This window comes from Segeticoccus sp. (assembly GCF_035708005.1).
In genome coordinates this window covers 1-24,609 of the sequence record NZ_DASSTI010000157.1, presented here as the reverse complement: position 1 = coordinate 24,609, position 24,609 = coordinate 1, and the positions used below count along the sequence as shown (strand labels likewise).

Genomic DNA, 24,609 nt, shown 5'->3' with positions numbered 1-24,609 from the left:
TGGGTTGGCTGATCCAGGTGATCGCGGTGGTCCGGGTGGTCGCGGTGGTCCAGGTGGGTGCGACGGCGGGGCTCAGGACCGGCCGAGGTCGGACAGGTCGAACGACTCGGAGATCGCGTTCTTGGGCAGTCCGGTGATCCCCTTGTCCGCCACCATGAGGTTCGGCAGCAGGAACAGGAAGTCGGACGCGGCGTCCGCCGAGATGGTGCGGGCGGCCTTCTTCATGAAGGCGACCTGCTGCTGCTGGGTCCCCTCGTCGGCCTTCGTGAGGTCCTCCTGGACCGCCTTGCTGTTGTAGCGGATGTAGTACTTCGGGTTCCCGAAGACGGCACCGAGGTCACGCGGCTCGACGTGGGCGACGATCGACATGTCGTAGTTCGCGTTGGTGAACACGGTGGTCAGCCAGGCCGCGGGGAACTCCAGCTGGTCCATCTTGACGTTCAGGCCCACCTGCTGGAGCTGGCTCTTGACCACGGTCCCGCACGACACGGCATACGGGAGGGTGGGGACGCGCAGGCGCAGGGTGGCGTGCTGGGCACCAGCGGCCTTGAGCAGCGACTTCGCCTTGGCCACGTTGTGCGGGTACATGCCGGTGAGGTCCTCGTACCACGGGTCGGTCGGCGGCACCATGCTGCCGATGAGCTTGCCGTAGCCGGCCCAGCAGGTGTCGAGCAGCGCCTTGTGGTCGATCGCGTAGCGGATCGCCTGGCGAACTCGCTTGTCGTTCAACGGGGGACGGCTGTTGTTGAAGGAGAGGACGACCTCACCGTTGGTGGTGCCCTCGATCACCTCGTACTTGTTGTTGCTCGTGAACTGCTTGAGCGACTCCGGCGCCTGGACCGTGCCGATGACGTTGATGGTGCCGGTCAGCAGGGCGTTGTTGAGGGCCGTGGGGTCCTTGAAGTACTTGAAGGTGACCGTCTTGTAGTAGGGCTTCTTGCCCCAGTAGTTCGCGTTGCGCTGGAAGGTGATCGAGTCGCCCCGCTTCCAGTCCTGGAAGACGTAGGGGCCGGTGCCGACCGGCTTGGTGGCGATGGTCTTCACCCCGGACGGCGTCATCATCGCGCCGATGCGGGTGGTCATCCGGTAGAGCCAGTCGTTGCTCGGGTGGGTGAGCTTGACCTTGAGGGTGGTCGCATTGACCGCCTGCGCGTCCGCGACGACGTCCATCGCCGACTTCAGCGAGATGGTCCAGTCCTTCTTGACCCGGTTGATGGAGTAGACCGCGTCCTGGGCCGTGAAGGTGTGGCCGTTGGTGAACTTCGCGTTGTCGACCAGGTGGAAGGTGTAGGTCTTGCGGTCTTTGGAGATGTCCCACGACGTGGCCAGCGCCGGGACGATGTCACCCTGCTGGTTCAGCTGGACCAGGCCCTCGTAGACGTTGTAGAGCAGCGCCTGCGGGATGGCGGCACCGTCGGTGGTGCTGAAGTCCAGGCTGGCCGGCTCCGCGGCCAGGCCGATGGTCAGCGCCTCGTTGGACTGCCCGGAGCCGCCGCCGGCACCGCCCTGGCTGCCGCTGGCCTGACCCGTGCTCTGGGTCCCGGACGTGGTCGAACCGGCCGAGCAGGCCGTGGCGAAGAGCGCGACGGAGGCGACGAGCGCTCCGGCCGTCCTGAGGTGTCGTGGGCTCATCGTGTCTCCATCTGGTCGGTGACCTGGCGCAGGACGGCTGCGGCGAGGTCGGTGGTGCTGGCGCGGCCGCCCAGGTCGGGCGTGTGGTGGTGAGGATCGGCCAGGGTTGTGGCGACGGCCTCGCGGACGAGGTCGGCGGCCTTGTCGTGCCCGAGGTCCTCGAGCAGCAGGGCGCCGGACAGCAGGCAGGCCGTCGGGTTGGCCAGGCCCCGGCCGGCGATGTCGGGGGCGGAGCCGTGGACCGGCTCGTAGACGCCGGGCACGTCACCGCCGGGCAGGATGTTGGCGCTCGGGGCCATCCCCATGCCGCCAGCGAGGACGGCCGCGAGGTCGGACAGGATGTCGCCGAACAGGTTGCTCGCGAGCAGGACGTCCAGCGAGCGTGGGGCCTGGATCATCCGGGCCGCCATGGCGTCGACGAGGACCGTCTCCAGCTCGACCTCCGGGTGCCGCTCGGCGACCTCCCGGACCACCCGGTCCCACAGCGGGTAGCCGTGGCGCATCGCGTTGGACTTGGTGACCAGCGCGAGCCGGCCGGTGCGCTGCTCGGCCAGCCGGCAGGCGTGCTCGGCGGCACGCTCGATGACCCGGCGGGAGTGCACGGCGACCTCCACGGCCAGGTCGTCGCCGGTGCCGGCGTGGACCAGCCCGCCGGCGCCGGTGTACTCACCCTCGGTGTTCTCCCGGACGATGACCAGGTCGACCCCGTCGGTGCCGCGCACGCGCGTCGGCACCCCCGCGAACGCGCGCACCGGCCGGATGTTGACAGCCAGGTCGAGCTGCTGGCGCAGACCGATGATCAGCCCCCACACCAGCTCGTCGTCGGGCACATCCGGTCGGCCGACGGCGCCGAACAGCACCGCGTCGTGGGCTCGCGCGACCTCCGCGGCGTCGGCCGGCATCGCCGCCCCCTCGCGCAGGAATCGCTCGCCGCCCCAGTCGAGCTCGGTGATCTCGAGGGACTCGCCCTGGCGGTCCAGGGCAGCACGCAGGACCGGCAGCGTCGCCTCGACGACCTCCGGCCCCACCCCGTCCCCGGGGATGACCGCCACCCGCACCGACATCCGCTCTCCGTCCGCCCGCAGCCGCCGGGCGGTACTCGCACAGCCCGGCAATCTCGTGGCCAGAAATCAACTGGTCAGACCAGTGGACTTCGCACCGATTGGCGCTACCCTGACGACTCAGCCCCGCCATGTCAAGGGTTTCCAGCAAGGCCGCGCGTGGATCGACGTCATGCCGTCGCCCCCGCGACCGGGACGGAGGGTCATGTCCGCAGCAGAGCTCGCCGCACTCACGGCCACCGAGCTCGTCCGGAGGTATGCCGAGCGCTCACTTTCCCCGGTCGAGGTCCACGACGCGGTCCAAGCCGTGATCGAGGCGCGGGAGCCGGTGCTGCACGCCTTCTGGGTGCGCGACGCCGAGGCCTCCCGCACCCAGGCCAAGGCCAGCGAGGCGCGGTGGAGCTCCGGGGAGCCACTCGGTCCGATCGACGGTGTCCCGGTGACCTTGAAGGAGAACGTCGCCCGAGCCGGGGTGCCGATGCCGGCGGGCAACGCCGGTGTCGTGCCGACGATCCCGGACCGCGACGCCCCCATCACCGAGCGGGTCCTCGAGTCCGGCGGCGTCGTGCTCGGGTCCACCGTGATGCCGGACTGGGGCATGCTCTCCTCCGGTGTCTCGAGCCTGCACGGCATCACCCGCAGCCCGTGGGACCCCTCGCTCACGACGGGGGGCTCCAGCTCGGGCGCCGGTGCTGCCGCGGCGGCCGGCTACGGCCCGCTGCACGTCGGCAGCGACATCGGCGGCTCGATCCGGCTGCCGGGCACATGGCTCGGGCTGACCACCCTCAAGCCGAGCGCCGGGCGGGTGCCGCTCGACGCGCCCTACCTCGGGCGGTGCGCCGGGCCCTTGTGCCGCTCCGCCGACGACGTCGCGCTGCTCATGTCGGTGGTCGCCGGCTTCGACGCCCGCGACTGGACCGCCCTCCCACCGGCCGAGATCGCCTGGGACCAACTGGACCTGGACGTCCGCGGACTGCGCGTGGGTCTGCAGCTCGACGCCGGTTGCGGCCTGCCGGTCGAGGACGAGGTGCGCGAGACGGTCGAGCGGGCGGCGGAGCTCTTCGGCGCGGCCGGGGCTCGCGTCGAGCCGCTCGAGCCGTTCCTGACCCCGCAGATGCTCGCGGACCTCGACCAGTTCTGGCGGGTGCGTTCCTGGCACGACTACCACCGCCTCGACGCCGACCAGAAGAGCCGCATCCTGCCGTTCATCGTCCAGTGGGTGCACGGCGGCGCCGACGTCTCCGGGGCCCGGGTGCTCGAGTGCTACCAGACGATCATGGCGCTGCAGCAGGCCACGGTGACGGCGACCGAGCGCTTCGACCTGGTCCTGTCCCCCGTCGCCCCGGTGCGCGCCTTCCCCGCCGAGTGGCCGATGCCGTTCGGGTTCGAGGACCTCGGCATGGTGCACATCGGGTTCACCGCGCCCTACAACATGTCCGGGCAGCCGGCGGCGTCGGTGAACGCCGGCTTCAGCGCCGACGGCCGCACCATCGGGGTGCAGGTCTCCGGCCGCCGGTTCGACGACCTGGGCGTCCTGCGCGCCGCCCGCTGGTTCGAGCAGCACCGACCCGCCGACGCCACACCGCGCTGGCCGATCCACGACAGTCCACCCGACGGCGCAGGGCAACAGGGGACGCATCAGTGACCGACCACAGCACCTTCCGGCCCGTGCGGCCGGTGCGCCTCTACCAGCGCATCGTCGAGCAGGTCGAGGACGCCCTCGCCCGCGGGGAGCTCAAGCCCGGCCAGCGCCTGCCGAGCGAGCGGGACCTGGTCACGCAGTTCGGCGCGAGCCGCTCCACCGTGCGCGAGGCGCTGCGCGTGCTGGAGAGCAACGGCGTGGTCCAGTCGCGCCCCGGTGACCCGAACGGCCCTGAGGTGCTGCCGTTCTCGCCGGGCGGCCTCACCAAGCAACTGACCCGGCTCGCCCGGGTCGACGAGCTGAGCCTCGCCGAGCTGATCAGCTCGCGCATGATCCTGGACTCCTCGGCGAACCGGCTGGCGGCACGACTGCGCACCGACGAGCAGCTCGCCGAGATCGAGGCCGCCATCGAGGCCATGCGCTCGGTCATCGACGACGGCTACGAGCAGTTCAGCGAGGCCGACGTCGCCTTCCACGAGGCGGTCGCGCGCGCCAGCCGCAACACCCTGATCCAGATCTGCAACCAGGTGGTCCGGGACGTCACGCTCTCGCTGATCTCCGACAAGATCGCCCACGCCCACAACCGCAAGGCGCGCATGCGCGAGTCGGTGCGCCACCACCAGGAGGTGCTGGACGCCATACGAGCAGGGGACGGACCGGCGGCGGCGCGCACCTCCCGGCGCAACCTGTTCGACTACTACGCGGGCTACCTGCCCAAGAGCGAGCGCGAGCCGCTGCGCGCCCTGCTCGACGACTGACGCACCGACGGGTCAAGCGCGCGAGGCGCGCCCCCGCCCGCGCAGGCTGCGCAGCCACAGCAGGCCCAGGATCGGCAGCACCAACGGCACGTAGCCGTAGCCCTGCCCGAAGTGCGACCACACCGTCTTGTCCGGGAACGCCGCCGTGTCGACGTAGGACGCCACCCCGACCGCCAGCACGCCGACCAGCTCGACACTGATCGCCACGGCCGCCACACGCGTCCAGGTGCGGCCCCCCTTGGCCAGCGCCGCGGTCGCGAGGAGGTAGATGACCGCCGCGACCGCCGAGAGGATGTAGGCGAGCGGCGCGCGCTGGAAGTACTCGCTGATCTGCAGCACCGACCGACCGGTCGCGGCCAGCGCGAGCAGGCCGTAGACGCCCACCAGGATGCGCCCCGGCCCGGATCCGGTATGCCGTGCCGCCGGCTCCTGCTGTTCGCTCACCTCGGTGCCCGGTTCGTTGCTCACGACCCCAGTGTCCACACCTGCTCCAGTCGCCCGACGAGGATGGCCACGACGAAGGCCCCGAGGAGCACCAGGCCCATCCCCCAGCGGGACTTCTCCTTGATCGCCAGGAAGCACGTGAACGGCGCCACGATCAGGACGGCGAACAGGTAGGGCACGAAGATCGCACCGCTCACGTCCCGGTGCGCGGTCCCGAGCAGGACCAGGCCGACGACGAGCTGGGCGATGAGCGCCAGCTCGAGGACCCCCGCGACCAGCAGCATCCGGTCGTCGATGAGGCGGTCCCGCCACAGGTACCACGCTGCCAGCAGCGCCAGCACGGCGTCCACGGCGAAGACCAGCACGGTGAGCGGGGTGAGCACGGGCGGAAGCCTACGGGGCGCCCCCGACGCCGTTGTTGCTGGTGGTTGGCGACTCGCCAGTCCCCAACCGCCAGCAACAACGCACCCGTGAGGGGCGTCAGCGACCGACCGCGTAACCCTGCATCCCGCGGGGGTTGGCCCCGGCGCGCAGCACCCCGTCCTCGTCCCGGCTGACGGCGGAGAGCCGCCCGAGCGCCCACGGCCCCTCGTCGACCACCTCGTGGCCGCGGCGCCGCAGCTCGGCGATGGTGGCCTCGCCGAGCCGGGACTCCACGTGCAGCCGCCCCGGGAACCGCTCGCGGGGGTAGAACGAGGAGGGGAAGTGGCTGCTGCTCCACTCCGGGGCGTCGATCGCCTCCTGCAGGTTCAGCCCGCCGTGGACCAGGTGCAGGAACAGCTGCAGCGACCACTGGTCCTGCCCGTCGCCGCCCGGCGTGCCGAACGCCAGCCACGGCCTGCCGTCGCGCAGGGCGAGGGAGGGCGTGAGCGTGGTGCGTGGCCGCTTGCCCGGCGCGAGGGAGGCGGCGAGGCCCTCCTCGAGCCAGAACATCTGCGCCCGCGTGCTCAGCTGCAGGCCCAGTCCGGGAATCGCCGGGGAGCTCTGCAGCCAGCTGCCGCTCGGGGTGGCCGAGACCATGTTGCCCCAGCGGTCCACGACGTCCACGTGGCACGTGTCGCCGGCCGTCTCGCCGGTGGTGCGCACCGTCGGCTCGCCGACGGCTCCGGCCTCCCGACGCGCCTCCTGACGCACCTCCCCACGCAGCCGCTCCGAGACACGGCCCAGCCGAGGCTCGCGGCCGTCCGGTGAACCGGGGCGCAGGGGGCCGGTGTCGGCATACTCCCCGACCAGGGCACGGCGCGCGTCGTTGTACTTCCGCGACAGCAGCGTCCGCAGCGGGACGTCGACGACGCGCGGGTCGCCATACCAGGCCTCGCGGTCGGCGAAGGCGAGCTTGGCGCACTCGGTGACGAGGTGGACCAGGTCGGGGTCGTTCGGCGCGAGGCCGTCGAGGTCGAACCCGCGCAGCAGGGCGAGCTGTTGGAGCAGGACCGGGCCCTGGGACCACGCGTCCGCCTTGAGCACGGTGCGGTCGCGGTAGTCCAGGGACACCGGCTCCTCGACCGTGGCCCGCCAGCCGGCGAAGTCGTCCTCGGTCAGGAGCCCGGTGTGCGGCTCGCCGGAGACGTCCATGACGGCGTTCTCGCGCGCGAAGCGGCAGATCGCCTCGGCGACGAAGCCTTGGTAGTACGCGCGGCGCGCCGCCTCCAGCTGCGCCTCCCGGTCCGCGCCGACGGCCTCCGCCTCGGCCAGGATCCGCCGGAAGGTCTGGGCCAGCTCGGGGTTGCGCAGCATGCTGCCCGCGGCTGGCGGCTTGCCGTCGGGCATCCAGAGGCGGGCCGAGGTCGGCCAGTGCTCGGTGAAGAGCTGCTCGACCGTGGCGATGGTGGCGCTGATGTTGGGCACGACCGGGAAGCCCCCCTCCGCATAACCGATCGCGTACCCGAGCACCTCACGCAGGCGCATCGTGCCGTGCCGCTCCAGCAGGGTCAGCCAGCCGTCGAACGACCCGGGGATGCAAGCGGCCAGCAACCCGGTGCCGGGCACGAGGTCCAGACCAAGGCTGTGGAACCGCTCGATGGTCGCGGCGCGCGGCGCGACGCCCTGACCGCAGACGACGAACGGCGCGTCATCGCGGGCGTCCCAGCCCAGGATGGGCACCTCGCCGGCGGACCCGTTCAGGTGGGGTTCGACCACCTGCAGCACGAAGCCGGCCGCTGCCGCCGCGTCGAAGGCGTTGCCGCCGTGCTCGAGCACTGCCATCGCCGACTGCGAGGCGAGCCAGTGGGTGGACGCGACCATCCCGGTCGTGCCGACGAGTTCGGGTCGGGTGGTGAACACGCCGCCGCAGGCTACCCCCGACCGGCTACCGCCGAGCGGTGGACGCGCAGGTGATGCAGGTGCTCGCGGTCGGGCGTGCCTCGAGCCGCTCCGGCGCGATCGGCTTCCCGCAGCCGGCGCAGGTGCCGTAGCTGCCCTCGCGCACCCGCGCCAGGCACCGCTCGACCTCCTCCAGCGACGCCTCGGTGCGCTCGATGAGCGAGGCGATGCGGGCGCGCTCGTAGCCGATCGTCGCGCCCTCCGGGTCGTGCTCGTCGTCGGTGTTCGCGTCCAGCGTCGCCTCGACCACGTCGTCGAACTCCGCACGCAGGCCGGCCAGCCGGGCGGTCGCCTGCGCACGCTCCTGCTCGAGCAGCGCGACGGCGCCGCTGTACTCCCCCGCGACCGCCAATTCCATGCCCTCCGTGACCGGCGTCATCTCGTCGCTCAGGCTCACCGCACACTCCTGTCGCTCGACTCGCCACCCCCGTGCCGGAAACCCGGCCGGATCAGACGACTGTATGCCGTGTGCCTGCGTTCCGCTCGCTGTTCGGCTGACTGCCCCGGCCCGGAGACCACCTCGTGGTGGCCCTCGGGCGACTGACCTGGCGCCCGCTCGAATCGTTGTGACGATGGCGGCGGGTGGGCCGGCGGGTCCCGACTCGCGGGTCCGGAATGCCGGCTGCCGCGGAGCCGTTGCCGCCGACGTGCGGAACGTGGAGGTGCTGGTCGTCGGCGCGGGACAGGCCGGCCTGAGCGCGGCATACCACCTCCGGCGCAAGGGGCTGGTGCCCGAGGGCGCCAGCGCGACCGCTTCGGCCGAGGTGGCCGCCTCCGGCGCCGCAGCCACCTCGGCAGGGGCGGGCCGCTTCGTCGTGCTCGACGCGAACGACGGCCCCGGCGGTGCGTGGCGACACCGGTGGCCGTCCCTGACGCTCGGCACCGTGCACGGCATCCACGACCTCCCCGGCAAGCGGCTCGGCGCGGTCGACCCCACCGAGCCGGCCGCACAGGTCGTGCCGCGCTACTACGCGGAGTACGAGCGCGAGATGGACCTGCGGGTGCGCCGACCGGTCCGCGTCACGCGGGTGACCTCCCCCGACGGCCCGCAGGGGCGGCTGCTGGTGAAGACCAGCGACGGCTCGTGGGCCACCCACGAGCTGGTCAACGCCACGGGCACCTGGGATCGTCCGCACTGGCCGTACTACCCAGGGCGGGAGACGTTCCGCGGCCGGCAGCTGCACACGCACGACTTCACCGGCGCCGAGGAGTTCCGCGGGCAGCACGTCGTCGTGGTCGGCGGCGGGATCTCGGCCGTGCAGTTCCTGCTGCAGCTGCACGAGGCGGGCGCGACGACCACGTGGGTGACCCGACGGCCACCGCAGTTCGTCGAGCGCCGGCCCGGGGACGGCTGGGGGCTGGACGTGGAGAACCGCGTCGCCGCCCGGACCAAGATCGGCTTGCCGCCGCTGAGCGTCGTTGGGGCCACGGGTATTCCGCTGAGTGAGGAGTACCGCCGCGGTATCGCCGCGGGGGTGCTGAGAGCCCGCCGGATGTTCTCACGCATCGAGCCGGAGGGGGTTCGCTTCCCGGCCAGCGACGACGTTGCAGGAGCCCCGAGGGACGATGGCTGCTTCGTCCGGGCCGACGTGATCCTGTGGGCGACGGGCTTCCGGGACGCCCTGGACCACTTGGCGCCGCTCGGCCTGCGCGAGGCGGGCGGTGGCATCCGGATGGACGGGACCACCGTCGTCCGTGACCCGCGCATCCACCTGGTCGGTTACGGCTCCTCGGCCTCGACGGTCGGGGCGACCCGGGCCGGCCGCCGCGCGGCGTTGGCCGCGGTCGAGCGACTGCGGTCCGGCGAGCCGGACGTGCCCGGGGAGCGCGCGGACCGCAGCGCCTAGCGCCAGGGACGCTCGAAGGGCAGCCGCCAGGCGTTGGGCGCGATGAGCTGGTGGATCGCGTTGGGTCCCCACGTGCCCGGCTGGTACAGCTTCACCTCGGGCGGGTTCTCCAACAGCGGCATCGAGCGCTCCCAGAGGCTCTCGATGCCCTCGGCACTCGTGAACAGCGTGCGGTCGCCGCGCATCGCGTCGAGGATCAGCCGCTCGTAGGCCTCGAGCACGTCCTCCGCCTCGGCCAGCTCGTCGGTGGCGAACTGCATCGACAGCTTCTCCATCCGCATGCCGGGGCCGGGCCGCTTGCCGTAGAACGACAGCGACAGCTTCGAGGCGTCCGCCAGGTCGAAGGTGAGGTGGTCGGGACCCTGACTGCCCACGCCCGAGCCGGCCGGGAACATCGAGCGCGGCGCCTCCTTGAAGGCGATCGAGACCACCCGCAGCCCCTCCGCCATCCGCTTGCCGGTCCGCAGGTAGAACGGCACCCCTGCCCAGCGCCAGTTGTCGACGCCCACCTTCAGGGCGATGAAGGTCTCGGTGTCCGAGTCCGGCGCCACCCCCGGCTCATCGCGGTAGCCGGCATACTGCCCGCGCACGACGTGCGCCGGGTCGATGGGCAGCAGCGACCGGAAGACCTTCTTCTTCTCGTCGATGATGGCCCGCGGCTCCAGCGCCGTCGGCGGCTCGATCGCCACGAAGGCGAGCACCTGCAGCAGGTGCGTCACGACCATGTCCTTGTAGGCACCGGTGGCCTCGTAGAACTCCACGCGGTCGTCCAGGCCCAGCGTCTCGGGGATGTCGATCTGCACGTGGTCGATGAAGTTCCGGTTCCAGATGGGCTCGAACAGCCCGTTGGCGAACCGGAAGGCGAGGATGTTCTGCACCGCCTCCTTGCCGAGGAAGTGGTCGATGCGGAAGATCTGCTCCTCGGAGAACGTCTCGTGGATCTGCGCATTCAGCTCCACGGCGCTGTCGAGGTCGGTCCCGAAGGGCTTCTCCATCACGACCCGCGACCGGGCCACCAGGTGGGCGGCTGCCAGCATCTGGATGACCTTGAGGGCCGCATTCGGCGGAACGCTCAGGTAGTGCAGCCGCCGCGACTCCGGCCCCAGGCGCTCCTCGGCCTCGGCCACGCTCGCCGCGAGCGCGTCCGGCCCGGCACCGCTGCTGACGTAGTGGAGTCGCTTGGCGAACTCCTCCCACTCGTCGCCCGTCATGGCGCCCGGCGCGAACTGCTCCACGGAAGCCTTCGCGAACGCGCGGAACGACTCGTCGTCGTGCTCGTCCAAGGACGAGCCTACGATCTGCATCTCCGGGGCGAGCTCGTTGACGACGAGCTTGGCGAGCCCCGGCAACAGCTTGCGGCGCGCCAGGTCGCCGGTGGCCCCGAAGAGGACGATGACATGGGGGCTGGTCGACTCCTGCAGCGCGCGCTTGGCACGCGAGGCGGGTCCCGGGTAGGCGATCGTGTCGTCGTTCCTGACCATGTCGGCGATGATGCCACCGCCCGGGCTCGTCCGACAGGCCACGCGAGCCGCGTGGCCGGGTAGCCTCCGATCATGAGCACGCCGCACCGCACCATCGGCTCCGGTCCGCACACCGTCTTCTGCCTGCACGGCTGGTACGGCTCCTCCACAGGCTGGGGTGAGGACTTCTGCCGCGCGCTGGACGGTGAGGGGTTCCGCTACGTCTTCGTCGACTACCGCGGCTACGGCGAGCGTCGGGACGTCGACGGTGAGCACACGATGGAGGAGGTCGCCCGCGACGTGCTCGCCCTCGCCGACGAGCTCGGCGTCGAGCGGTTCTCGCTGATCGGGCACTCCATGGGCGGCAGCGCTGCCCAGCGGGTGCTCGCGGTGGCTCCCGAACGGGTGCGCCGGCTCATCGGCATCAGCTCCGTGCCCGCGGAGGGCGTGCCGCTCGACGAGCAGGGCGAGGCCCTGTTCAGCGGCGCCGCGCAGCAGGACGAGAACCGCTTCGCCATCGTCGACCTGACCACCGGCAACCGGCTCTGCACGCGCTGGGTCGACTCGATCGTGCAGCACTCGGTCGAGCGTTCCACGCGCGAGGCCTTCGCGGACTACTTCCGGTCCTGGTCGGCGGGCGGGTTCGCGGACGAGGTCAAGGGCAACCCGGTGCCCGCGCTGAGCATCGTCGGGCAGCACGACCCGGCGCTCGGCGAGGCCACCGCCACCGCCACCTGGATGCAGACCTACCCCCACGCCCGGCTCGAGGTCATGCCGAACGCCGGCCACTACGCGATGTTCGAGACGCCGATCGCCCTGGTCACCTCGATCGAGCGGTTCCTCACCGAATGACGCAACTGGGCAGCGCAACGATCGAGTCGGCATACGCGCGGTTGGACGAGGAGGACCGGGAGGCGACGCGCCTCGCGCACGACCCGGGCACCTACCAGCGTGGGGTGCCGTATGCCGAGCTCGCCCGTCTGCGCGCCCGTCACGGTGTCGTCCCGGTCGCCGAGCCGGCGCTGCCCGGGTGGCCGGAGGGGAGCGGCTACTGGCTGGTGCTGAGGCACGAGGACGTTGAACGGGTGGTGAAGGATGCCGCGACGTTCTCCTCCTGGCTCGGCGGTACCCAGATCCGGGATCCCGGGAGCGAGCCGGACCTCGCGTTCGTGCGGCGGATGATGCTCAACATGGATCCGCCGGAGCACTCCCGGCTGCGGCGGATGCTCGCGAAGTCGTTCACGCCGCGGGCGGTGGCCAGGCTCGAGGAGCAGGTGCGGACGCACGTCACCGGCATCGTCGACCGGATGCTCGGCGACGCGGCGTCGGGGACCTGCGACTTCGCCAAGGACGTGGCCGCCGACCTGCCGCTGCTGACGCTGGCGGACGTGCTCGGCGTTCCGGCGCAGGACCGGTGGCTGCTGTTTGACTGGTCGAACCGGGTGATCGGCTGGCAGGACCCGGACTACGCGACCTCGGCGAGCTTCGACCCCGCCAGCGGGACGGACATGGCGCGGGAGGCGTTGGCCCTGCGGCCCTCCCCCGGGCCGGACGGGTTGATGCCGGACCCGCGGTCGCGCGAGGGAATGCTCGACCTCTACACGTATGCCCATGCGCTCGGCGAGCTGAAGCGCGCCGACCCCGGCGACGACGTGATGTCGATGCTGATGGCCCAGCGGGACGACTCGGGTGGATCGGTGACGGTCGAGGAGTTCGAGAACCTCTTCTGGCTGTTCGCCGTCGCGGGCAACGAGACCCTGCGCAACGGGATCCCGGGCGGGATGCAGTCGCTGCTGTGGCACCCGGACACGCAGCAGGCGCTGCGCCAGGACCCCTCGCTCATCGGGCCGGCCGTGGAGGAGATGCTGCGGTGGTGGACCCCCGTGATGACCTTCCGACGGACCGCCACCCGCGACGTCACGGTGGCCGGGGTGCCGATGGCGCGCGGGGACAAGGTGGTCGTCTCCTTCGCCTCGGCGAACCGGGACCCGGCGCTGTTCGCCTCGCCGGACACCTTCGACGTGCGGCGAGAAGGCGCGCGGGCGCACCTCGCCTTCGGACACGGGCCGCACTTCTGCCTCGGCGCGCACCTCGCCCGCGTGCAGGTGCGGGTGATGTTCACCGAGCTGCTCACGCGGACGTCGTGGATCGAGGCCGCAGGTGAGCCGGCGTGGCTGCGCTCGAACTTCCAGCGTGGCGTCAAGCGGTTGCCCATCGCCTGGCGGCGGTGACCGAGCTGCCGGCCGGCGTCGTCCCGAGCACGAGGACCTGCTGACCGCAGGAACGAGGGCGGGCTTCCGGACGCAGGTTCCCCGATGACGCGTGTCACCGCGGGTCGCCTGCCGCCCGGAAGCACCGCCCCCGAGTCAGCAGCCAGTGCCTCGATGCGACGGCTGCCTCCTGGGCCTCACCCGAAGAAGATCGGGTCACCGCCCTTGGTGACGCTGATGTGGTTGCCGTAGATCGTCGGCCGGTAGTGGCCCATCGACCAGATCCCGTAGAACTGCTTGGTGATCGTGTTCCGCGCGATGACCGTGTGCCGGTTGGCCGCGGCCTTCATGCCGGGGGCACCGGGCCCTGCGAAGACGAGGACGCCCGCGGTGTTCGGCGCCTCCAGGTGGGCCCAGTTGTTGCCCGAGACCCGGTTGCCGGTGATCCAGACGTCCTTGGTCCACGAGTTGGGCGCCTCGGCGTTCAGGATCACCCCGCCCTCGGCGGAGTTGGTGACCCGGTTGCCGTGGACACTCACGTCACGGACCCACGAGTTCGGCAGGTCCGCGGCCACCACGATCCCGCCGATGTCAGGACCGTTGGTGGAGGACATCCCGGTGCCGGCGATCCGGTTGCCGGACAGTGTCAGGTGGGACAGGTTGCCGCCCAGGTTCTGTGTGGCGGCGACGAGCCCGCACCCGTTGTAGTTCGCCCAGGTCCGGTTGCCGGTGACCCGGACGTAGGAGGAGCCGATCACCGGCGCCGACGGGTTCTGCTTGTCCATCATGATGCCCGGGTCGTTCGGGCCGTTGTCCATGATGCCGATTCCGCCGCGGCCGTTGTGGAAGACGACGTTGTCGCTGACCATGGCGTGCTGGACGCCGAAGACGCTGATGGCGAACGCCTGGCCGACGAACGAGTGCACACCGCTGCCCGGCAGAGGTGGCGCCGACGGGTCGATCGTGTGGAAACCGTTGTTGTTGACCAAGGAGTGCTCGACGGTCAGATTCCACGTCTTCTCGGCGAAGATTCCCTGGAAGTTGGCACCATGCACCCAGACCGAACGGATCAGCACGTCCGAGGCGCCGTGCCCGACATAGATGCCGATGTCGCACCCGGTCGCGTCGATGCTGCGGTGGACGATGCGCTGGCCGGCGTGCGCCACGACCGCGGCGCTCAGCCCGGAGTTCCCCACGTTCGGGGTGCAGCCGCTGGCGGGTGCAGCTTGGGCGGTTCCTGCCGAGATGCCGATGAGGGCGGTCGAGGCAGCTACCGCGCCCACGACCAACGATTTCCCACGTGAGGCCATGGGATCGCCTTCTTTCTCTGTGGCGGTTACGCGCACCGACGGTGCACGAACCTCCCTGAGCCGCACGCTCAGGGAGCACTGGCGGCTCGGCGAGAGTTCGCCGGACAACTGGTGATTGCACAGTCGTCGAGCCCGGGCACTTCTCGGACCCATGCTGGCACGGCCGACACCCGCAGCACCGCGGTTTGGGGAAATCCCCTATCCCTGATGCCGAGACTCGCCGACCCGGTCATGGACACGGACGGACGAGGGCCGATAGGACAGTGCCGGCTGCGGGCGCGCGACCCGCGCCGTCTGGAGAGAGCCGTGTCCCACGCCGCTGCCCGCCCGACGGGAGCCGACGACGACCTGCGCCGACAGGTCATGCGCAAGGTCGCCTGGCGCCTGTCGCCGTTCCTGGGCCTGCTGTACTTCATCAACTACCTCGACCGGACCAACATCAGCTTCGCCGCGCCGCACGGCATGAACGACGCGCTCGGCTTCGACAAGGCGGCCTTCGGCCTGGCCTCGGGGCTGTTCTTCATCGGCTACCTGATCCTTGAGGTGCCGAGCAACCTGGCCCTGCACCGGTTCGGCGCCCGCCGGTGGATCGCCCGCATCATGGTGAGCTGGGGCATCGTCGCCGCCGCCATGGCGTTCGTGCCCAACGCCGGCACCATGTACGGCCTGCGCTTCCTGCTCGGCATCGCCGAGGCGGGCTTCTTCCCCGGCATCATCCTCTACCTGACCTTCTGGTTCCCCCAGGAGATGCGCGCCAAGGCGGTCGGCCTCTTCATGGTCGCCGTTCCACTCTCCTCGATGATCGGCTCGCCGCTGTCGGCCTGGCTGATCACCTCCGGTCACCACCTCCTCTTCGGGCTCGAGGGGTGGCGATTCATGTTCCTCGTCGAGGGGCTGCCCGCGATCCTCATCGGTGTCGTGTGCTGGTTCTTCCTCACCGACCGTCCCCGCGACGCGAAGTGGCTCTCCCCGGAGGAGCGCAGCTGGCTGCAGGCCCAGATGGACGCCGAGCACGAGGCCACGGCCCAGCGCCACCACGTCTCGGTCCGCGAGTCGCTCACCCGCGGACGCGTGTGGGCCCTCGCCTTCGTCTACTTCGGGATCGTCTACGGCCTGTATGCCGTGGGCTTCTTCCTGCCGACCATCGTCGCCGGGTTCCAGGACACCTACGGGACGGAGTTCTCCGTCATCCAGCAGGGCCTCATCGTGGCGATCCCGTTCGCCTTCGGGGCCGTCGCCATGGTGCTGTGGTCGCGGCACGGCGACCGGACCGGCGAGCGGGTCTGGCACGTGGCGGCTCCGGCCATCGTCGGCGGCATCGCCATCCCGATCGCGCTCTACCTGAACTCGCCGTTCACCGCAATGGTCGCGGTGACGATCTGCACCATGGGGATCATGGCGGCGCTGCCGACCTTCTGGCCGCTGCCGACCGTGTTCCTCTCCGGCGCCGCCGCGGCCGCGGGCATCGCGCTGATCAACTCCATCGGCAACACGGCGGGCTTCCTCGGCCCGTACATCACCGGTTGGTTGACCGACCTGACCGGCAGCGAGAAGGCCGGCTTGTGGCTCGTCGGGGTCGTGATGATCGCTGCCGGTGTCGTGGCGGTGGCACTGCGGGCGGCGCCGGCGTCACACGATGGCGCGCCGGTCGAGCCCCGCTACGTGGGCGAGGGGGCCTGACGCGCCGGATCAGGTGCGGGTCAGCGCCCGCTCGGCCATGGCCGGCATCACCTTCTGCCCGTAGGCCCGCAGCACCTCGTCCTGCGCGTCGTGCTGCAGGTAGATGGCGAACTGGTCGACGCCGATCTCCTTGAGCTGCTGCAGCTTCGTCACGTGCTGCTCGACCGTGCCGACCAGGCAGAACCGGTCGACGATCTCGTCCGGCACGAACGTGGTGTGCGTGTTGCCCGCCCGTCCGTGCTCGTTGTAGTCGTACCCCTGCCGCCCGGCGATGTAGTCGGTCAGCTCATGCGGCACCGAGACCCCGTCGGTGCCGTACCGCGCCACGATGTCCGCCACGTGGTTGCCGACCATCCCGCCGAACCACCGACACTGCTCGTAGGCGTGGGCCTGCTGCGCGGCGCTGCCGTCGGTCACGTAGGCGGGTGCCGCGACACAGATCTTCAGCTCCGAGGGGTCCCGTCCGGCGTCCGCGGCGGCCTTGCGCACCGCCTCGACGCTCCACTGCACGATGGTCGGGTCGGCGAGCTGCAGGATGTAGCCGTCGCCCAGCTCACCGGCCACCGCCAGCATCTTGGGGCCGTAGGCGGCGACCCATACCGGCGTGCGCGACGCCGGGTTCCACGACAGCCGCAGGTGCGTGCCGCCATACTCCACCTCCGCACCGCCCGCGAGCCCGCGGATGACCGGTATGGCGTCGCGCAGCTCCCCGACCGTGGCCGGTCGCCCGTTGGTGACCCGGACGGCGGAGTCCCCGCGGCCGATCCCGCAGACCGTGCGGTTGCCGTACATCTCGTTGAGGGTGGCGTAGGTCGACGCCGTCACGGTCACGTCCCGGGTCACGGGGTTGGTGACCATCGGGCCCACCGTCAGCCGGTGGGTGGCGGCCAGGATCGCGCTGTAGATGACGTACGGCTCCTCCCACAGCAGGTGGGAGTCGAACGTCCACGCGTGGGTGAAGCCGTAGAGCTCGGCCTGCCGGCACAGCTCGACCACTCGAGCCGCGGGCGGGTTGCACTGGAGCACCACACCGAATTCCACTACTGCGCCTCCACTTCCGTCTCGTTCCTCGATGCCGGGGCGAACCGCCTCAGGTGAGCATCTGCGACAGGCCACGCTTGAGGAACTGCCCGTGCCCGGCCCGGCCGTGGTACTCGCCACCGTCGATGAGCACCTCACCGCGGGACAGCACCGTGTCGACGTGGCCGTCGATCTCGAAGCCCTCCCACGCGGAGTGGTCCATCGCCATGTGGTGCGTCTTCTCATAGCCGATGCTGGTGTGCCCGTTCGGGTCGTAGACCACGACGTCGGCGTCGGCGCCCGGCGCGATGACGCCCTTGCGGCCGTAGAGACCGAACATCCGCGCCGGCGTGGTGGAGCACAGCTCGACCCACTTCTCGAGGGTGATCCGGCCGTCGACGACCCCCTGGTAGAGCAGGTCGAGGCGGTGCTCGACGCTGCCGATCCCGTTGGGGATCTTGGAGAAGTCGCCGATGCCGAGCTCCTTCTGCTCCTTGAAGCAGAACGGGCAGTGGTCGGTGCTGACCACGGACAGGTCACCGGTGCGCAGGTGGCGCCAGATCTCGTCCTGGTGCCCCTCGGCGCGCGAGCGCAGCGGTGTCGAGCACACCCACTTGGCTCCCTCGAAGCCCGGTGCCCCGAGCTGCTCCTCGAGGGAGAGGTAGAGGTACTGCGGGCAGGTCTCGCCGAAGACGTTCAGCCCCTCACCGCGGGCCGCGGCCAGCGTCGCCACCGCCTGCTTGGCGGACATGTGCACGATGTAGAGCGGGGCGCCCGCGATGCGGGAGAGCATGATCGCCCGGTGCGTGGCCTCCTCCTCGGTCTCCCACGGCCGGGTCCGGCCGTGGTCGATCGGCTTGGTCTCGCCGCGGGCGAGCGCCTGGGCGACGAGCACGTCGATCGCCGTGCCGTTCTCGGCGTGCATCATGATCAGCGAGCCGTTGTCGGCCGCCTTCTGCATCGCGCGCAGGATCTGCCCGTCGTCGGAGTAGAAGACCCCGGGGTAGGCCATGAACAGCTTGAAGCTGGTGATGCCCTCACCGACCAGCTCGTCCATCGCCTTGAGCGCGTCCTCGTCGACGCCCCCGAGGATCTGGTGGAAGCCGTAGTCGATGGCACAGTTGCCGTCGGCCTTCTGGTGCCAGGCGGCCAGCCGGTCCTGCACCCGCTCCCCCGTCTTCTGCACCACGAAGTCGACGATGGTCGTCGTCCCGCCCCAGGCGGCGGCGCGGGTGCCGGTCTCGAACGTGTCGCACGCCTGTGTCCCGCCGAACGGCATCTCCATGTGCGTGTGCCCGTCCACGCCCCCGGGGATGACGTACTTGCCGGTCGCGTCGATGACCTTGTCGACGCTCGACGGCAGGTCGGCCGCCAGCGACGTGTCCCCCGGCGCGAGGAGCGCGACGATGCGCTCCCCGTCGACGAGGACGTCGGCCTCGACCCGGCCCGTCGTGCTCACCACGGTGCCGCCACGGATGAGGGTGGTGCTCATGAAACCTCCTGCTCGCTACGAACCTCGGACCTTCGCCGATCTCGGGACTTCCCTGCTGATCTCGGGACTTTCCTCAGGGACGGACCAGGTCGTCGTAGGCGTCGGGCCGGCGGTCGCGGTAGAACGCCCAGCGGTTGCGGACCTCCTGCAGCAGGTCCATGTCGAGGTCCCGCACCACCAGCTCGGGCTTGTAGGAGTCCGCCTTCGCCCCGACGTACTGCCCGCGCGGGTCGACGAAGTAGGTCTCGCCGTAGAAGTCGTTCTCGCCGAGGTCCTCCACGCCGACCCGGTTGATCGCGCCGACGTAGTACTCGTTGGCCACCGCCGCAGCCGGCTGCTCGATCTCCCAGAGGTACTGCGACAGGCTCCGCGAGGTCGCCGAGGGGTTGAACACGATCTGGGCGCCGTTGAGGCCCAGGGCCCGCCAGCCCTCCGGGAAGTGCCGGTCGTAGCAGATGTACACGCCGACCTTGCCGACGGCGGTGTCGAACACCGGGTATCCGCCGTTGCCGGGCCGGAAGTAGAACTTCTCCCAGAACCCCGGCAGGTTCGGGATGTGCTGCTTGCGGAACTTGCCCAGGTAGCTGCCGTCGGCGTCGACGACCGCGGCCGTGTTGTACAGGAACCCGGGCTGCTCCTGCTCGTAGACCGGCAGGACCATCACCAGCGACAGCTCCTTGGCGAGCGCCTGGAAACGTTCGACGACAGGGCCGGGCACCGACTCGGCATACTCATAGAACTTGGCGTCCTGCACCTGGCAGAAGTACGGCCCGTAGAACAGCTCCTGGAAGCAGATCACCTGGGCGCCCTGCTCCTTGGCGTCACGCGCGTACTGCTCGTGCGCCTGGATCATGGACTCCTTGTCCCCGGTCCACGCCGCCTGCACCAGCGCCGCTCGTACCACTGACATGTGATCTGCCTCCTGTTGTCGTCGAGTTGGAAGTCGTTGTGCCGCCGAGGATCGCGCCGTCCCGGCTCACGAGGACCGCTGGGCGAGTCCGGGCTCGGGTCCGCGGTCGGCGGGAGGGGTGACAGCCTGCCGGTTGTCGACCACCTCGCCGGTGCGGCTGGGCACCAGCTTGCAGAGCACGAGGTAGAGCCCCAGGGCGACGACGAACCCGGCGATCCAGTTGTAGTTCCAGAACACCTTGAGGAACGGGATGAAGCCGTCGGCCGGGAACGGCCCCGTCTTGACACCCTTGGCGTCCAGCGGCGAGTTCGCACCACCGACACCGATGATCATCCCGACCACCGTCGCGGCCACGGCGTTGAGGTTCCAGCCACCGGTGAACCAGTAGCGCCCACCGCGGCGGTAGCACTCCGGCACGTCAATCTGGCGCCGCTTGATGATCCAGTAGTCGGCGATCATCACGCCGGCGATGGCGCCGAACAGCCCGCCGTAGAAGTCCAGCCAGACGAAGATGTAGGTGTCGGCGCTCTCCAGCAGCCGCCACGGCATGATCGCGATGCCGAGGATGCCGGTAATGATGCCGCCGGTGCGCCGGGTGATGAAGCGTGGGAACACGTTGGAGAAGTCGTATGACGGCGAGACGACGTTGGCTGCGACGTTCACCGCCAGCGTGGCAACGACGACCGTGATCACACCGAAGAGCACGACGATCGTGTTGTCGAACTTGCCGATCAGCTGGTTCGGGTCCCAGATCGCCTGGCCGTAGAGGGCGATGCCACCCGAGGTGATCAGCACGGCGAGGATGGAGAAGAAGGTCATCGTGGTCGGCAGGCCGAGGCCTTGGCCGACCATCTGCCCCTTCTGCGACTTGCTGAAGCGGGTGAAGTCCGGGATGGACAGCGACATGGTCGCCCAGAAGGCGATCATCCCCATCAGGCTCGGGAAGAAGACCTTCCAGAAGTCGGCACCCCAGCCGAGCTTGGACGGCTGGTCCACGAGCGGGCCGAGCCCGCCGACCTTGTAGCCCATCCAGACGAGCATGACCACGGCGACGACGAGGACCGCGGGGCCGGCCCAGTTCTCGAACCTCCGGATGGTGTCCATGCCCTTCCAGATCAGCAGCATCTGCAGGATCCAGAAGATCGCGAACGACACCCACATCGTCCACGGCTCGCCGGCGACCTCGCTCGCGTTGGCCCACCAGTCGCCGAAGATCTTGCCGAGCACCACGGTGACGCCCGAACCGCCCAGCCAGGTCTGGATGCCGAACCACCCGCAGGCGATGAACGCGCGCAGCAGCGCGCCGAAGTTGGCGCCGCGCACGCCGTAGATCGAGCGCAGGAAGACGGGGAACGGGATGCCGTACTTGGTGCCCGCGTGCGCGTTGAGCAGCATGGGGATGAGCACGACCACGTTGGCGACCGCAATGACGATGACCGCCTGCACCCAGCTCATGCCGACGGCGATGAGGCCGGCCGCCAAGGCCCAGGTCGCCAGGTTGTGCGACATCCCGATCCACAGCGCGGCGTAGCTGTACGTCGACCAGGTGCGCTGCTTCGGCGCCACCGGGGCGAGGTCGGGGTTGTTGTACTCACTCAGCGCGAGGTCATCGCCCAGATGGGTGTCCACGCGCCCGTCGGGCAGCTCTACCGAGCGTGTCTCCGTGAGGTCGGTCATTGCCGTCACCTGCCCCGCAGCCGGTTGTCATGTGCAGTGGATCACATGATCGATGCGGACACGCTAGGACCGCGTCATGGGAACGGCAAGGGACTTCACAAATCCGCAACCCGCGCTTCTGTACTGTGACAAACCGACACGGGAAGCGCGGTTCAGGTGAAGACCCGGCTCTCCTGCCCGTCCCAGTAGCCGCGGAACATCCCCTCGCTGTTGTAGCCGAGCACCAGCTCCCCGTCCCCGGTGACGCCGATGGTGCCGCCGGTCGCGGCCCGCCGGTCGAGCTCGTCGGCGTAGGTGCCGGCCAGCGCCTCCTCCAGGGAACAACCGGTATGCCGGAGCCTCGCGTCGATCTCGTGCGCCACCGCGCCCTCGACGTAGGCCTCCCCGTCGCCGGTGCACGACAGGGCGACCGTCCGGGCCCGGGCGAACGTCCCTGCGCCGATGATCGGGCTGTCCCCGACCCGGCCGACGTCCTGGCCGACCATGCCGCCGGTGGACGTGGCCGCGGCCAGCCGGCCGTCGCGGTCGAGCGCCACGGCTCCGACCGTGCCGCTGCGCGAGGCCACCTGCCGCCGGGCGAGCACGTCCTCGAGCTGGCGCCGCCGCTGGTCGGTGACGAAGTAGCCCGGCTCGACGGTGGCGAGGCCCCAGCCCCGCACCACCTCCTCACCGGGACTGACGATCAGGACGTGCTCGGTGCGCTCGAGCACCGCCCGGGCCGCGAACACCGGGTTGCGCGCGTGCCGGCTGACCGCGACGGCCCCGGCTCGTCCCTCGCCGGTCATCACGGACGCGTCGAGCTCGGCCGTCCCGGCCGCGGTGAGCGACGCGCCCCGCCCGGCGTTGAACAGCGGGTCGTCCTCCAGCTGCGCCACGGCGGCACAGACGGCGTCGAGCGCGCTGCCGCCCTCCTGCAGCACCGCCGCACCGGCGTCGAGCGCCGCGCGCAGCCCCGACTCGTAGTCGCCGGACTGCTCCAGGCTCAGCTCGGTCCTCCGGGCTCCGGCCCCACCGTGGACGGCGAGCGCCGGCCCGCCAGCGGCGACGTCACCGCGGCCGCGAGACGGTTCGACTCGGGGCGGCACGGTCAGGATCTGCATCAGCGGCCTCCGGCCTGTCGCGTCAGGTAGTTCACGGCGACGAACGACTGGAACGCCTCCAGCAGGTCACCACTCTGGATGCGGATCACCCGCGTGGCGACCCGCTCGGCGCCCTTGACCCAGCTGCCCACCTCCGCCATGTCGGCGGTCTGGACCTCCAGGTCGATCCGGACCGGTTGGTCGATCCCCGGTGGTCGCAACGCCGCGTCTGCAGCCTTCTCGACGGCACGTCGGGCCGCGTCATGGATCAGCTCCCGGGACCGGGCCGGGTGCAGGCTGGTCGCGCTGAACCGGGTGGCCGACTCCTTGGTCACGACCTGCACGGCGTCCGGCGCGAACGGCCGGGTCTCCTCCTGGGTGACGTCGTCACCGGTGACCAACCCGATCGGCACCCCGTAGTGCTGGGCGACCAGCGCGTTGAGGCCGCTCTCCCCCACCAGCTGCCCGCCCAGCCGCACGGCGCTGAACACCTCGGGGTTGTAGGTGTGCGACAGCGTGGACGCCGGCCCGGAGATCGAGCCGTGGTAGCCGACGAAGAAGACGACGTCGAAGCTCTCGTCCAGCCCCTGCATCATGTAGAGCGGCTTGTGCCGCCCCGAAAGGTATGCCGCCCCGCCCGCGAGTGCCTCCGGGTCCAGGTTGTGCATGCCCCCGTGGGCGTCGTTGACGACCACCTCGTCCGCCCCGGCGGACAGCGCGCCCTCGATCGCCGCGTTCGTCTCCCCGAGCGCGAGGCGACAGCCCTCGGCATACCGCGGCGTTCCGGGGATGCACTGGTCCCAGTCGACGATCCCGGCCACTCCCTCGAAGTCGACCGACAGGTAGACCTTCATGCCCGTCCTCTCGTGGTGTCGCGCCCCGGCTCCCCGGCCACTCCGGAGAACCGCAAGGTGAGGATCTCGGATCTCACGCGGTGGCCGCTCGGTGGACCTCCTGCACGGCCTCGTCCACGCCCCGGTTCCACGGCGTGCCGTGTCCGGGCAGCACCCACGTGGCAGTGACCCCCTGGAGCCGGTCGAGCGAGGCGAGCGCCTGGGCCGGGTCGTCGGTGAACGGCGCAGGCTGCGGACCGGGACGCCCGGTCAGCACGTGCCGGGTGGTCAGGGCATCGCCGACGAACACCGCGTCGACCACGGGCACGTGCAGGGCGATGCTGCCCGGTGAGTGGCCCGGCATACCGATGACGCGGGGCGACCCGGGCAGGTCGAGCACCTCGCCGTCGCGGACGATGGTCACCTCGGCGACCGGGGTGACACGCCAGCCCTGCTTGCGGACGGCATACCAGAGGAACTGGGCGGTGGCACCCGGCTTCACGTGTCCCCAGGACGGCTTGGTCTTGACCTCGCCGCGGGCGCGGGCCGCGTCGGCCTCGTGGACGAAGACCGGCACACCGTGGTCGCGCCGCAGCCGCTCGGCGAATCCGATGTGGTCACTGTCCCCGTGGGTCAGCACGACGCCGCGGACGTCCTGCAGCGTGCGGCCCATCGCCTCCAGCTCGGCCGTGAACTCGCCCCACTGACCAGCCAGCCCGGCGTCGATCACGGTGACGCCGTCGGGGGTGTCGACGAGGTAGGCGGCGACGATGTCGTTGCCGACGCGGTGCAGTGAGGGGCCGAGCTTCATGGGTCCTCCCGAGGGTTGGTCGATGAGGAGCACGCTACCCAGCCTGCCCCCCACGCACTGACGACCTCGTCGGTGGCGTTTCGCTCCCGCCGAAGAGGGGGAAACGCCACAGACGAGGTCGTCAGTGATGAGGAGTTGGGTCGGCCGGCGCCGACGTCACGGCCCGCCGGCCTTCAGCTCGTCCTCAGTTCGAGGTGCGTCCGTAGAACAGCTCGGAGGTCAGGTCGTTCAGCTTCATGTCCGGACGCTCACCGTAGGTCAGCACCGAGTTGATCCGCGGGGTACTCCCCTCGATCGGGGTCACCCAGTGCAACGCGTGCTCACCCCGGAAGAACGCCAACGACCCCGGCGAGGACGGCAACACCTTCAACCCCGACTCATCCCCCTCCAGCACCCGCTGCACCCCGGCATAGTTCTCATC

Annotated in this window: 21 protein-coding genes and 1 pseudogene; 6 read left to right on the top strand and 16 right to left on the bottom strand. The window is 70.6% G+C overall.

Annotated features, from left to right (window positions below; translation table 11 throughout):
* Positions 1–72 precede the first annotated feature (72 nt).
* Positions 73–1,632: an ABC transporter substrate-binding protein gene (locus VFL99_RS15415; RefSeq protein WP_325107239.1), complete on the bottom strand. Its 1,560-nt coding sequence runs from the start codon at positions 1,630–1,632 to the stop codon at positions 73–75.
* On the bottom strand, positions 1,629–2,696 hold the full coding sequence (locus VFL99_RS15410) for an isocitrate/isopropylmalate dehydrogenase family protein (RefSeq protein WP_325107238.1): 1,068 nt from the start codon (positions 2,694–2,696) through the stop codon (positions 1,629–1,631). Before VFL99_RS15410 ends, VFL99_RS15415 begins: the two co-directional genes overlap by 4 nt.
* Before the next feature lie 202 nt (positions 2,697–2,898).
* Between VFL99_RS15410 and VFL99_RS15405 the strand changes: the two genes are divergently transcribed.
* Together VFL99_RS15405 and VFL99_RS15400 are read left to right on the top strand one after the other, a co-directional pair.
* Positions 2,899–4,338 (top strand): amidase, encoded by a 1,440-nt coding sequence (locus VFL99_RS15405; protein ID WP_325107237.1) that lies wholly within the window; start codon positions 2,899–2,901, stop codon positions 4,336–4,338.
* Positions 4,335–5,093, top strand: coding sequence for a FadR/GntR family transcriptional regulator (locus tag VFL99_RS15400; RefSeq protein WP_325107236.1), 759 nt, complete (start codon positions 4,335–4,337; stop codon positions 5,091–5,093). Before VFL99_RS15405 ends, VFL99_RS15400 begins: the two co-directional genes overlap by 4 nt.
* Before the next feature lie 12 nt (positions 5,094–5,105).
* Here the strand turns inward: VFL99_RS15400 and VFL99_RS15395 are convergent, their stop codons facing one another.
* The 4 genes from VFL99_RS15395 to VFL99_RS15380 form a co-directional block, all read right to left on the bottom strand.
* Positions 5,106–5,561, bottom strand: coding sequence for a hypothetical protein (locus tag VFL99_RS15395; protein ID WP_414713779.1), 456 nt, complete (start codon positions 5,559–5,561; stop codon positions 5,106–5,108).
* Positions 5,558–5,920 (bottom strand): hypothetical protein, encoded by a 363-nt coding sequence (locus VFL99_RS15390; RefSeq protein WP_325107235.1) that lies wholly within the window; start codon positions 5,918–5,920, stop codon positions 5,558–5,560. The genes VFL99_RS15395 and VFL99_RS15390 overlap by 4 nt, the downstream gene beginning before the upstream one ends.
* Positions 5,921–6,017: 97 nt before the next feature.
* A complete protein-coding gene (locus VFL99_RS15385) occupies positions 6,018–7,820 on the bottom strand; it encodes a gamma-glutamyltransferase family protein (RefSeq protein WP_462283438.1) in 1,803 nt (600 codons plus the stop codon).
* 25 nt (positions 7,821–7,845) lie between these two features.
* Positions 7,846–8,256, bottom strand: coding sequence for a TraR/DksA family transcriptional regulator (locus tag VFL99_RS15380; protein WP_325107234.1), 411 nt, complete (start codon positions 8,254–8,256; stop codon positions 7,846–7,848).
* A 259-nt stretch (positions 8,257–8,515) separates the two neighbouring features.
* On the opposite strand from VFL99_RS15380, the gene VFL99_RS15375 reads away from it, so the two are divergent.
* On the top strand, positions 8,516–9,706 hold the full coding sequence (locus VFL99_RS15375) for an NAD(P)-binding domain-containing protein (RefSeq protein WP_325107233.1): 1,191 nt from the start codon (positions 8,516–8,518) through the stop codon (positions 9,704–9,706).
* On the opposite strand, the gene zwf is transcribed toward VFL99_RS15375, so the two are convergent.
* A complete protein-coding gene (zwf, locus tag VFL99_RS15370) occupies positions 9,703–11,187 on the bottom strand; it encodes a glucose-6-phosphate dehydrogenase (protein ID WP_325107232.1) in 1,485 nt (494 codons plus the stop codon). The genes VFL99_RS15375 and zwf overlap by 4 nt on opposite strands.
* A 72-nt stretch (positions 11,188–11,259) precedes the next feature.
* On the opposite strand from zwf, the gene VFL99_RS15365 reads away from it, so the two are divergent.
* Positions 11,260–12,018: an alpha/beta fold hydrolase gene (locus VFL99_RS15365; RefSeq protein WP_325107231.1), complete on the top strand. Its 759-nt coding sequence runs from the start codon at positions 11,260–11,262 to the stop codon at positions 12,016–12,018.
* Positions 12,015–13,397 (top strand): cytochrome P450, encoded by a 1,383-nt coding sequence (locus VFL99_RS15360; RefSeq protein ID WP_325107230.1) that lies wholly within the window; start codon positions 12,015–12,017, stop codon positions 13,395–13,397. The genes VFL99_RS15365 and VFL99_RS15360 overlap by 4 nt, the downstream gene beginning before the upstream one ends.
* A gap of 176 nt (positions 13,398–13,573) precedes the next feature.
* On the opposite strand, the gene VFL99_RS15355 is transcribed toward VFL99_RS15360, so the two are convergent.
* Positions 13,574–14,686, bottom strand: a complete 1,113-nt coding sequence (locus VFL99_RS15355) for a right-handed parallel beta-helix repeat-containing protein (protein WP_325107229.1) — start codon at positions 14,684–14,686, stop codon at positions 13,574–13,576.
* Positions 14,687–14,992: 306 nt separating this feature from the next.
* On the opposite strand from VFL99_RS15355, the gene VFL99_RS15350 reads away from it, so the two are divergent.
* On the top strand, positions 14,993–16,366 hold the full coding sequence (locus tag VFL99_RS15350; RefSeq protein WP_325107228.1) for an MFS transporter: 1,374 nt from the start codon (positions 14,993–14,995) through the stop codon (positions 16,364–16,366).
* A 9-nt stretch (positions 16,367–16,375) separates the two neighbouring features.
* Here the strand turns inward: VFL99_RS15350 and VFL99_RS15345 are convergent, their stop codons facing one another.
* The 8 genes and pseudogenes from VFL99_RS15345 to VFL99_RS15310 all read right to left on the bottom strand — a co-directional run.
* Positions 16,376–17,407 carry a TIGR03842 family LLM class F420-dependent oxidoreductase gene (locus VFL99_RS15345; protein ID WP_325107227.1) on the bottom strand — a complete coding sequence of 344 codons (1,032 nt, stop codon included), beginning with the start codon at positions 17,405–17,407 and terminating at the stop codon, positions 16,376–16,378.
* Between the two features lie 49 nt (positions 17,408–17,456).
* Positions 17,457–18,878, bottom strand: coding sequence for a dihydropyrimidinase (gene hydA / locus VFL99_RS15340; RefSeq protein ID WP_325107226.1), 1,422 nt, complete (start codon positions 18,876–18,878; stop codon positions 17,457–17,459).
* A gap of 73 nt (positions 18,879–18,951) precedes the next feature.
* Positions 18,952–19,788: a nitrilase-related carbon-nitrogen hydrolase gene (locus VFL99_RS15335; RefSeq protein ID WP_325107225.1), complete on the bottom strand. Its 837-nt coding sequence runs from the start codon at positions 19,786–19,788 to the stop codon at positions 18,952–18,954.
* Between the two features lie 66 nt (positions 19,789–19,854).
* The gene (locus VFL99_RS15330; protein ID WP_325107224.1) at positions 19,855–21,465 is read right to left on the bottom strand and encodes an NCS1 family nucleobase:cation symporter-1; all 1,611 of its coding nucleotides are present in this window, start codon (positions 21,463–21,465) and stop codon (positions 19,855–19,857) included.
* Positions 21,466–21,617: 152 nt separating this feature from the next.
* Positions 21,618–22,565: an isoaspartyl peptidase/L-asparaginase family protein gene (locus VFL99_RS15325; protein ID WP_325107223.1), complete on the bottom strand. Its 948-nt coding sequence runs from the start codon at positions 22,563–22,565 to the stop codon at positions 21,618–21,620.
* Positions 22,565–23,398: a M55 family metallopeptidase gene (locus tag VFL99_RS15320; RefSeq protein WP_325107222.1), complete on the bottom strand. Its 834-nt coding sequence runs from the start codon at positions 23,396–23,398 to the stop codon at positions 22,565–22,567. Before VFL99_RS15320 ends, VFL99_RS15325 begins: the two co-directional genes overlap by 1 nt.
* A 73-nt stretch (positions 23,399–23,471) precedes the next feature.
* A complete protein-coding gene (locus tag VFL99_RS15315) occupies positions 23,472–24,188 on the bottom strand; it encodes an MBL fold metallo-hydrolase (protein WP_325107221.1) in 717 nt (238 codons plus the stop codon).
* Positions 24,189–24,372: 184 nt separating this feature from the next.
* Positions 24,373–24,609, bottom strand: a pseudogene (locus VFL99_RS15310) (HalD/BesD family halogenase); the annotation flags it as partial.

Bases quoted from the DNA above. Each gene is read 5' to 3' on its own strand.
- hydA (WP_325107226.1), bottom strand. From the start codon at position 18,878: ATGAGCACCACCCTCATCCGTGGCGGCACCGTGGTGAGCACGACGGGC.
- VFL99_RS15405 (WP_325107237.1), top strand. From the start codon at position 2,899: ATGTCCGCAGCAGAGCTCGCCGCACTCACGGCCACCGAGCTCGTCCGG.
- VFL99_RS15320 (WP_325107222.1), bottom strand. From the start codon at position 23,398: ATGAAGGTCTACCTGTCGGTCGACTTCGAGGGAGTGGCCGGGATCGTC.
- VFL99_RS15365 (WP_325107231.1), top strand. From the start codon at position 11,260: ATGAGCACGCCGCACCGCACCATCGGCTCCGGTCCGCACACCGTCTTC.
- VFL99_RS15325 (WP_325107223.1), bottom strand. From the start codon at position 22,565: ATGCAGATCCTGACCGTGCCGCCCCGAGTCGAACCGTCTCGCGGCCGC.
- VFL99_RS15360 (WP_325107230.1), top strand. From the start codon at position 12,015: ATGACGCAACTGGGCAGCGCAACGATCGAGTCGGCATACGCGCGGTTG.
- VFL99_RS15410 (WP_325107238.1), bottom strand. From the start codon at position 2,696: ATGTCGGTGCGGGTGGCGGTCATCCCCGGGGACGGGGTGGGGCCGGAG.
- VFL99_RS15330 (WP_325107224.1), bottom strand. From the start codon at position 21,465: ATGACCGACCTCACGGAGACACGCTCGGTAGAGCTGCCCGACGGGCGC.
- VFL99_RS15315 (WP_325107221.1), bottom strand. From the start codon at position 24,188: ATGAAGCTCGGCCCCTCACTGCACCGCGTCGGCAACGACATCGTCGCC.
- VFL99_RS15355 (WP_325107229.1), bottom strand. From the start codon at position 14,686: ATGGCCTCACGTGGGAAATCGTTGGTCGTGGGCGCGGTAGCTGCCTCG.
- VFL99_RS15335 (WP_325107225.1), bottom strand. From the start codon at position 19,788: ATGTCAGTGGTACGAGCGGCGCTGGTGCAGGCGGCGTGGACCGGGGAC.
- zwf (WP_325107232.1), bottom strand. From the start codon at position 11,187: ATGGTCAGGAACGACGACACGATCGCCTACCCGGGACCCGCCTCGCGT.
- VFL99_RS15415 (WP_325107239.1), bottom strand. From the start codon at position 1,632: ATGAGCCCACGACACCTCAGGACGGCCGGAGCGCTCGTCGCCTCCGTC.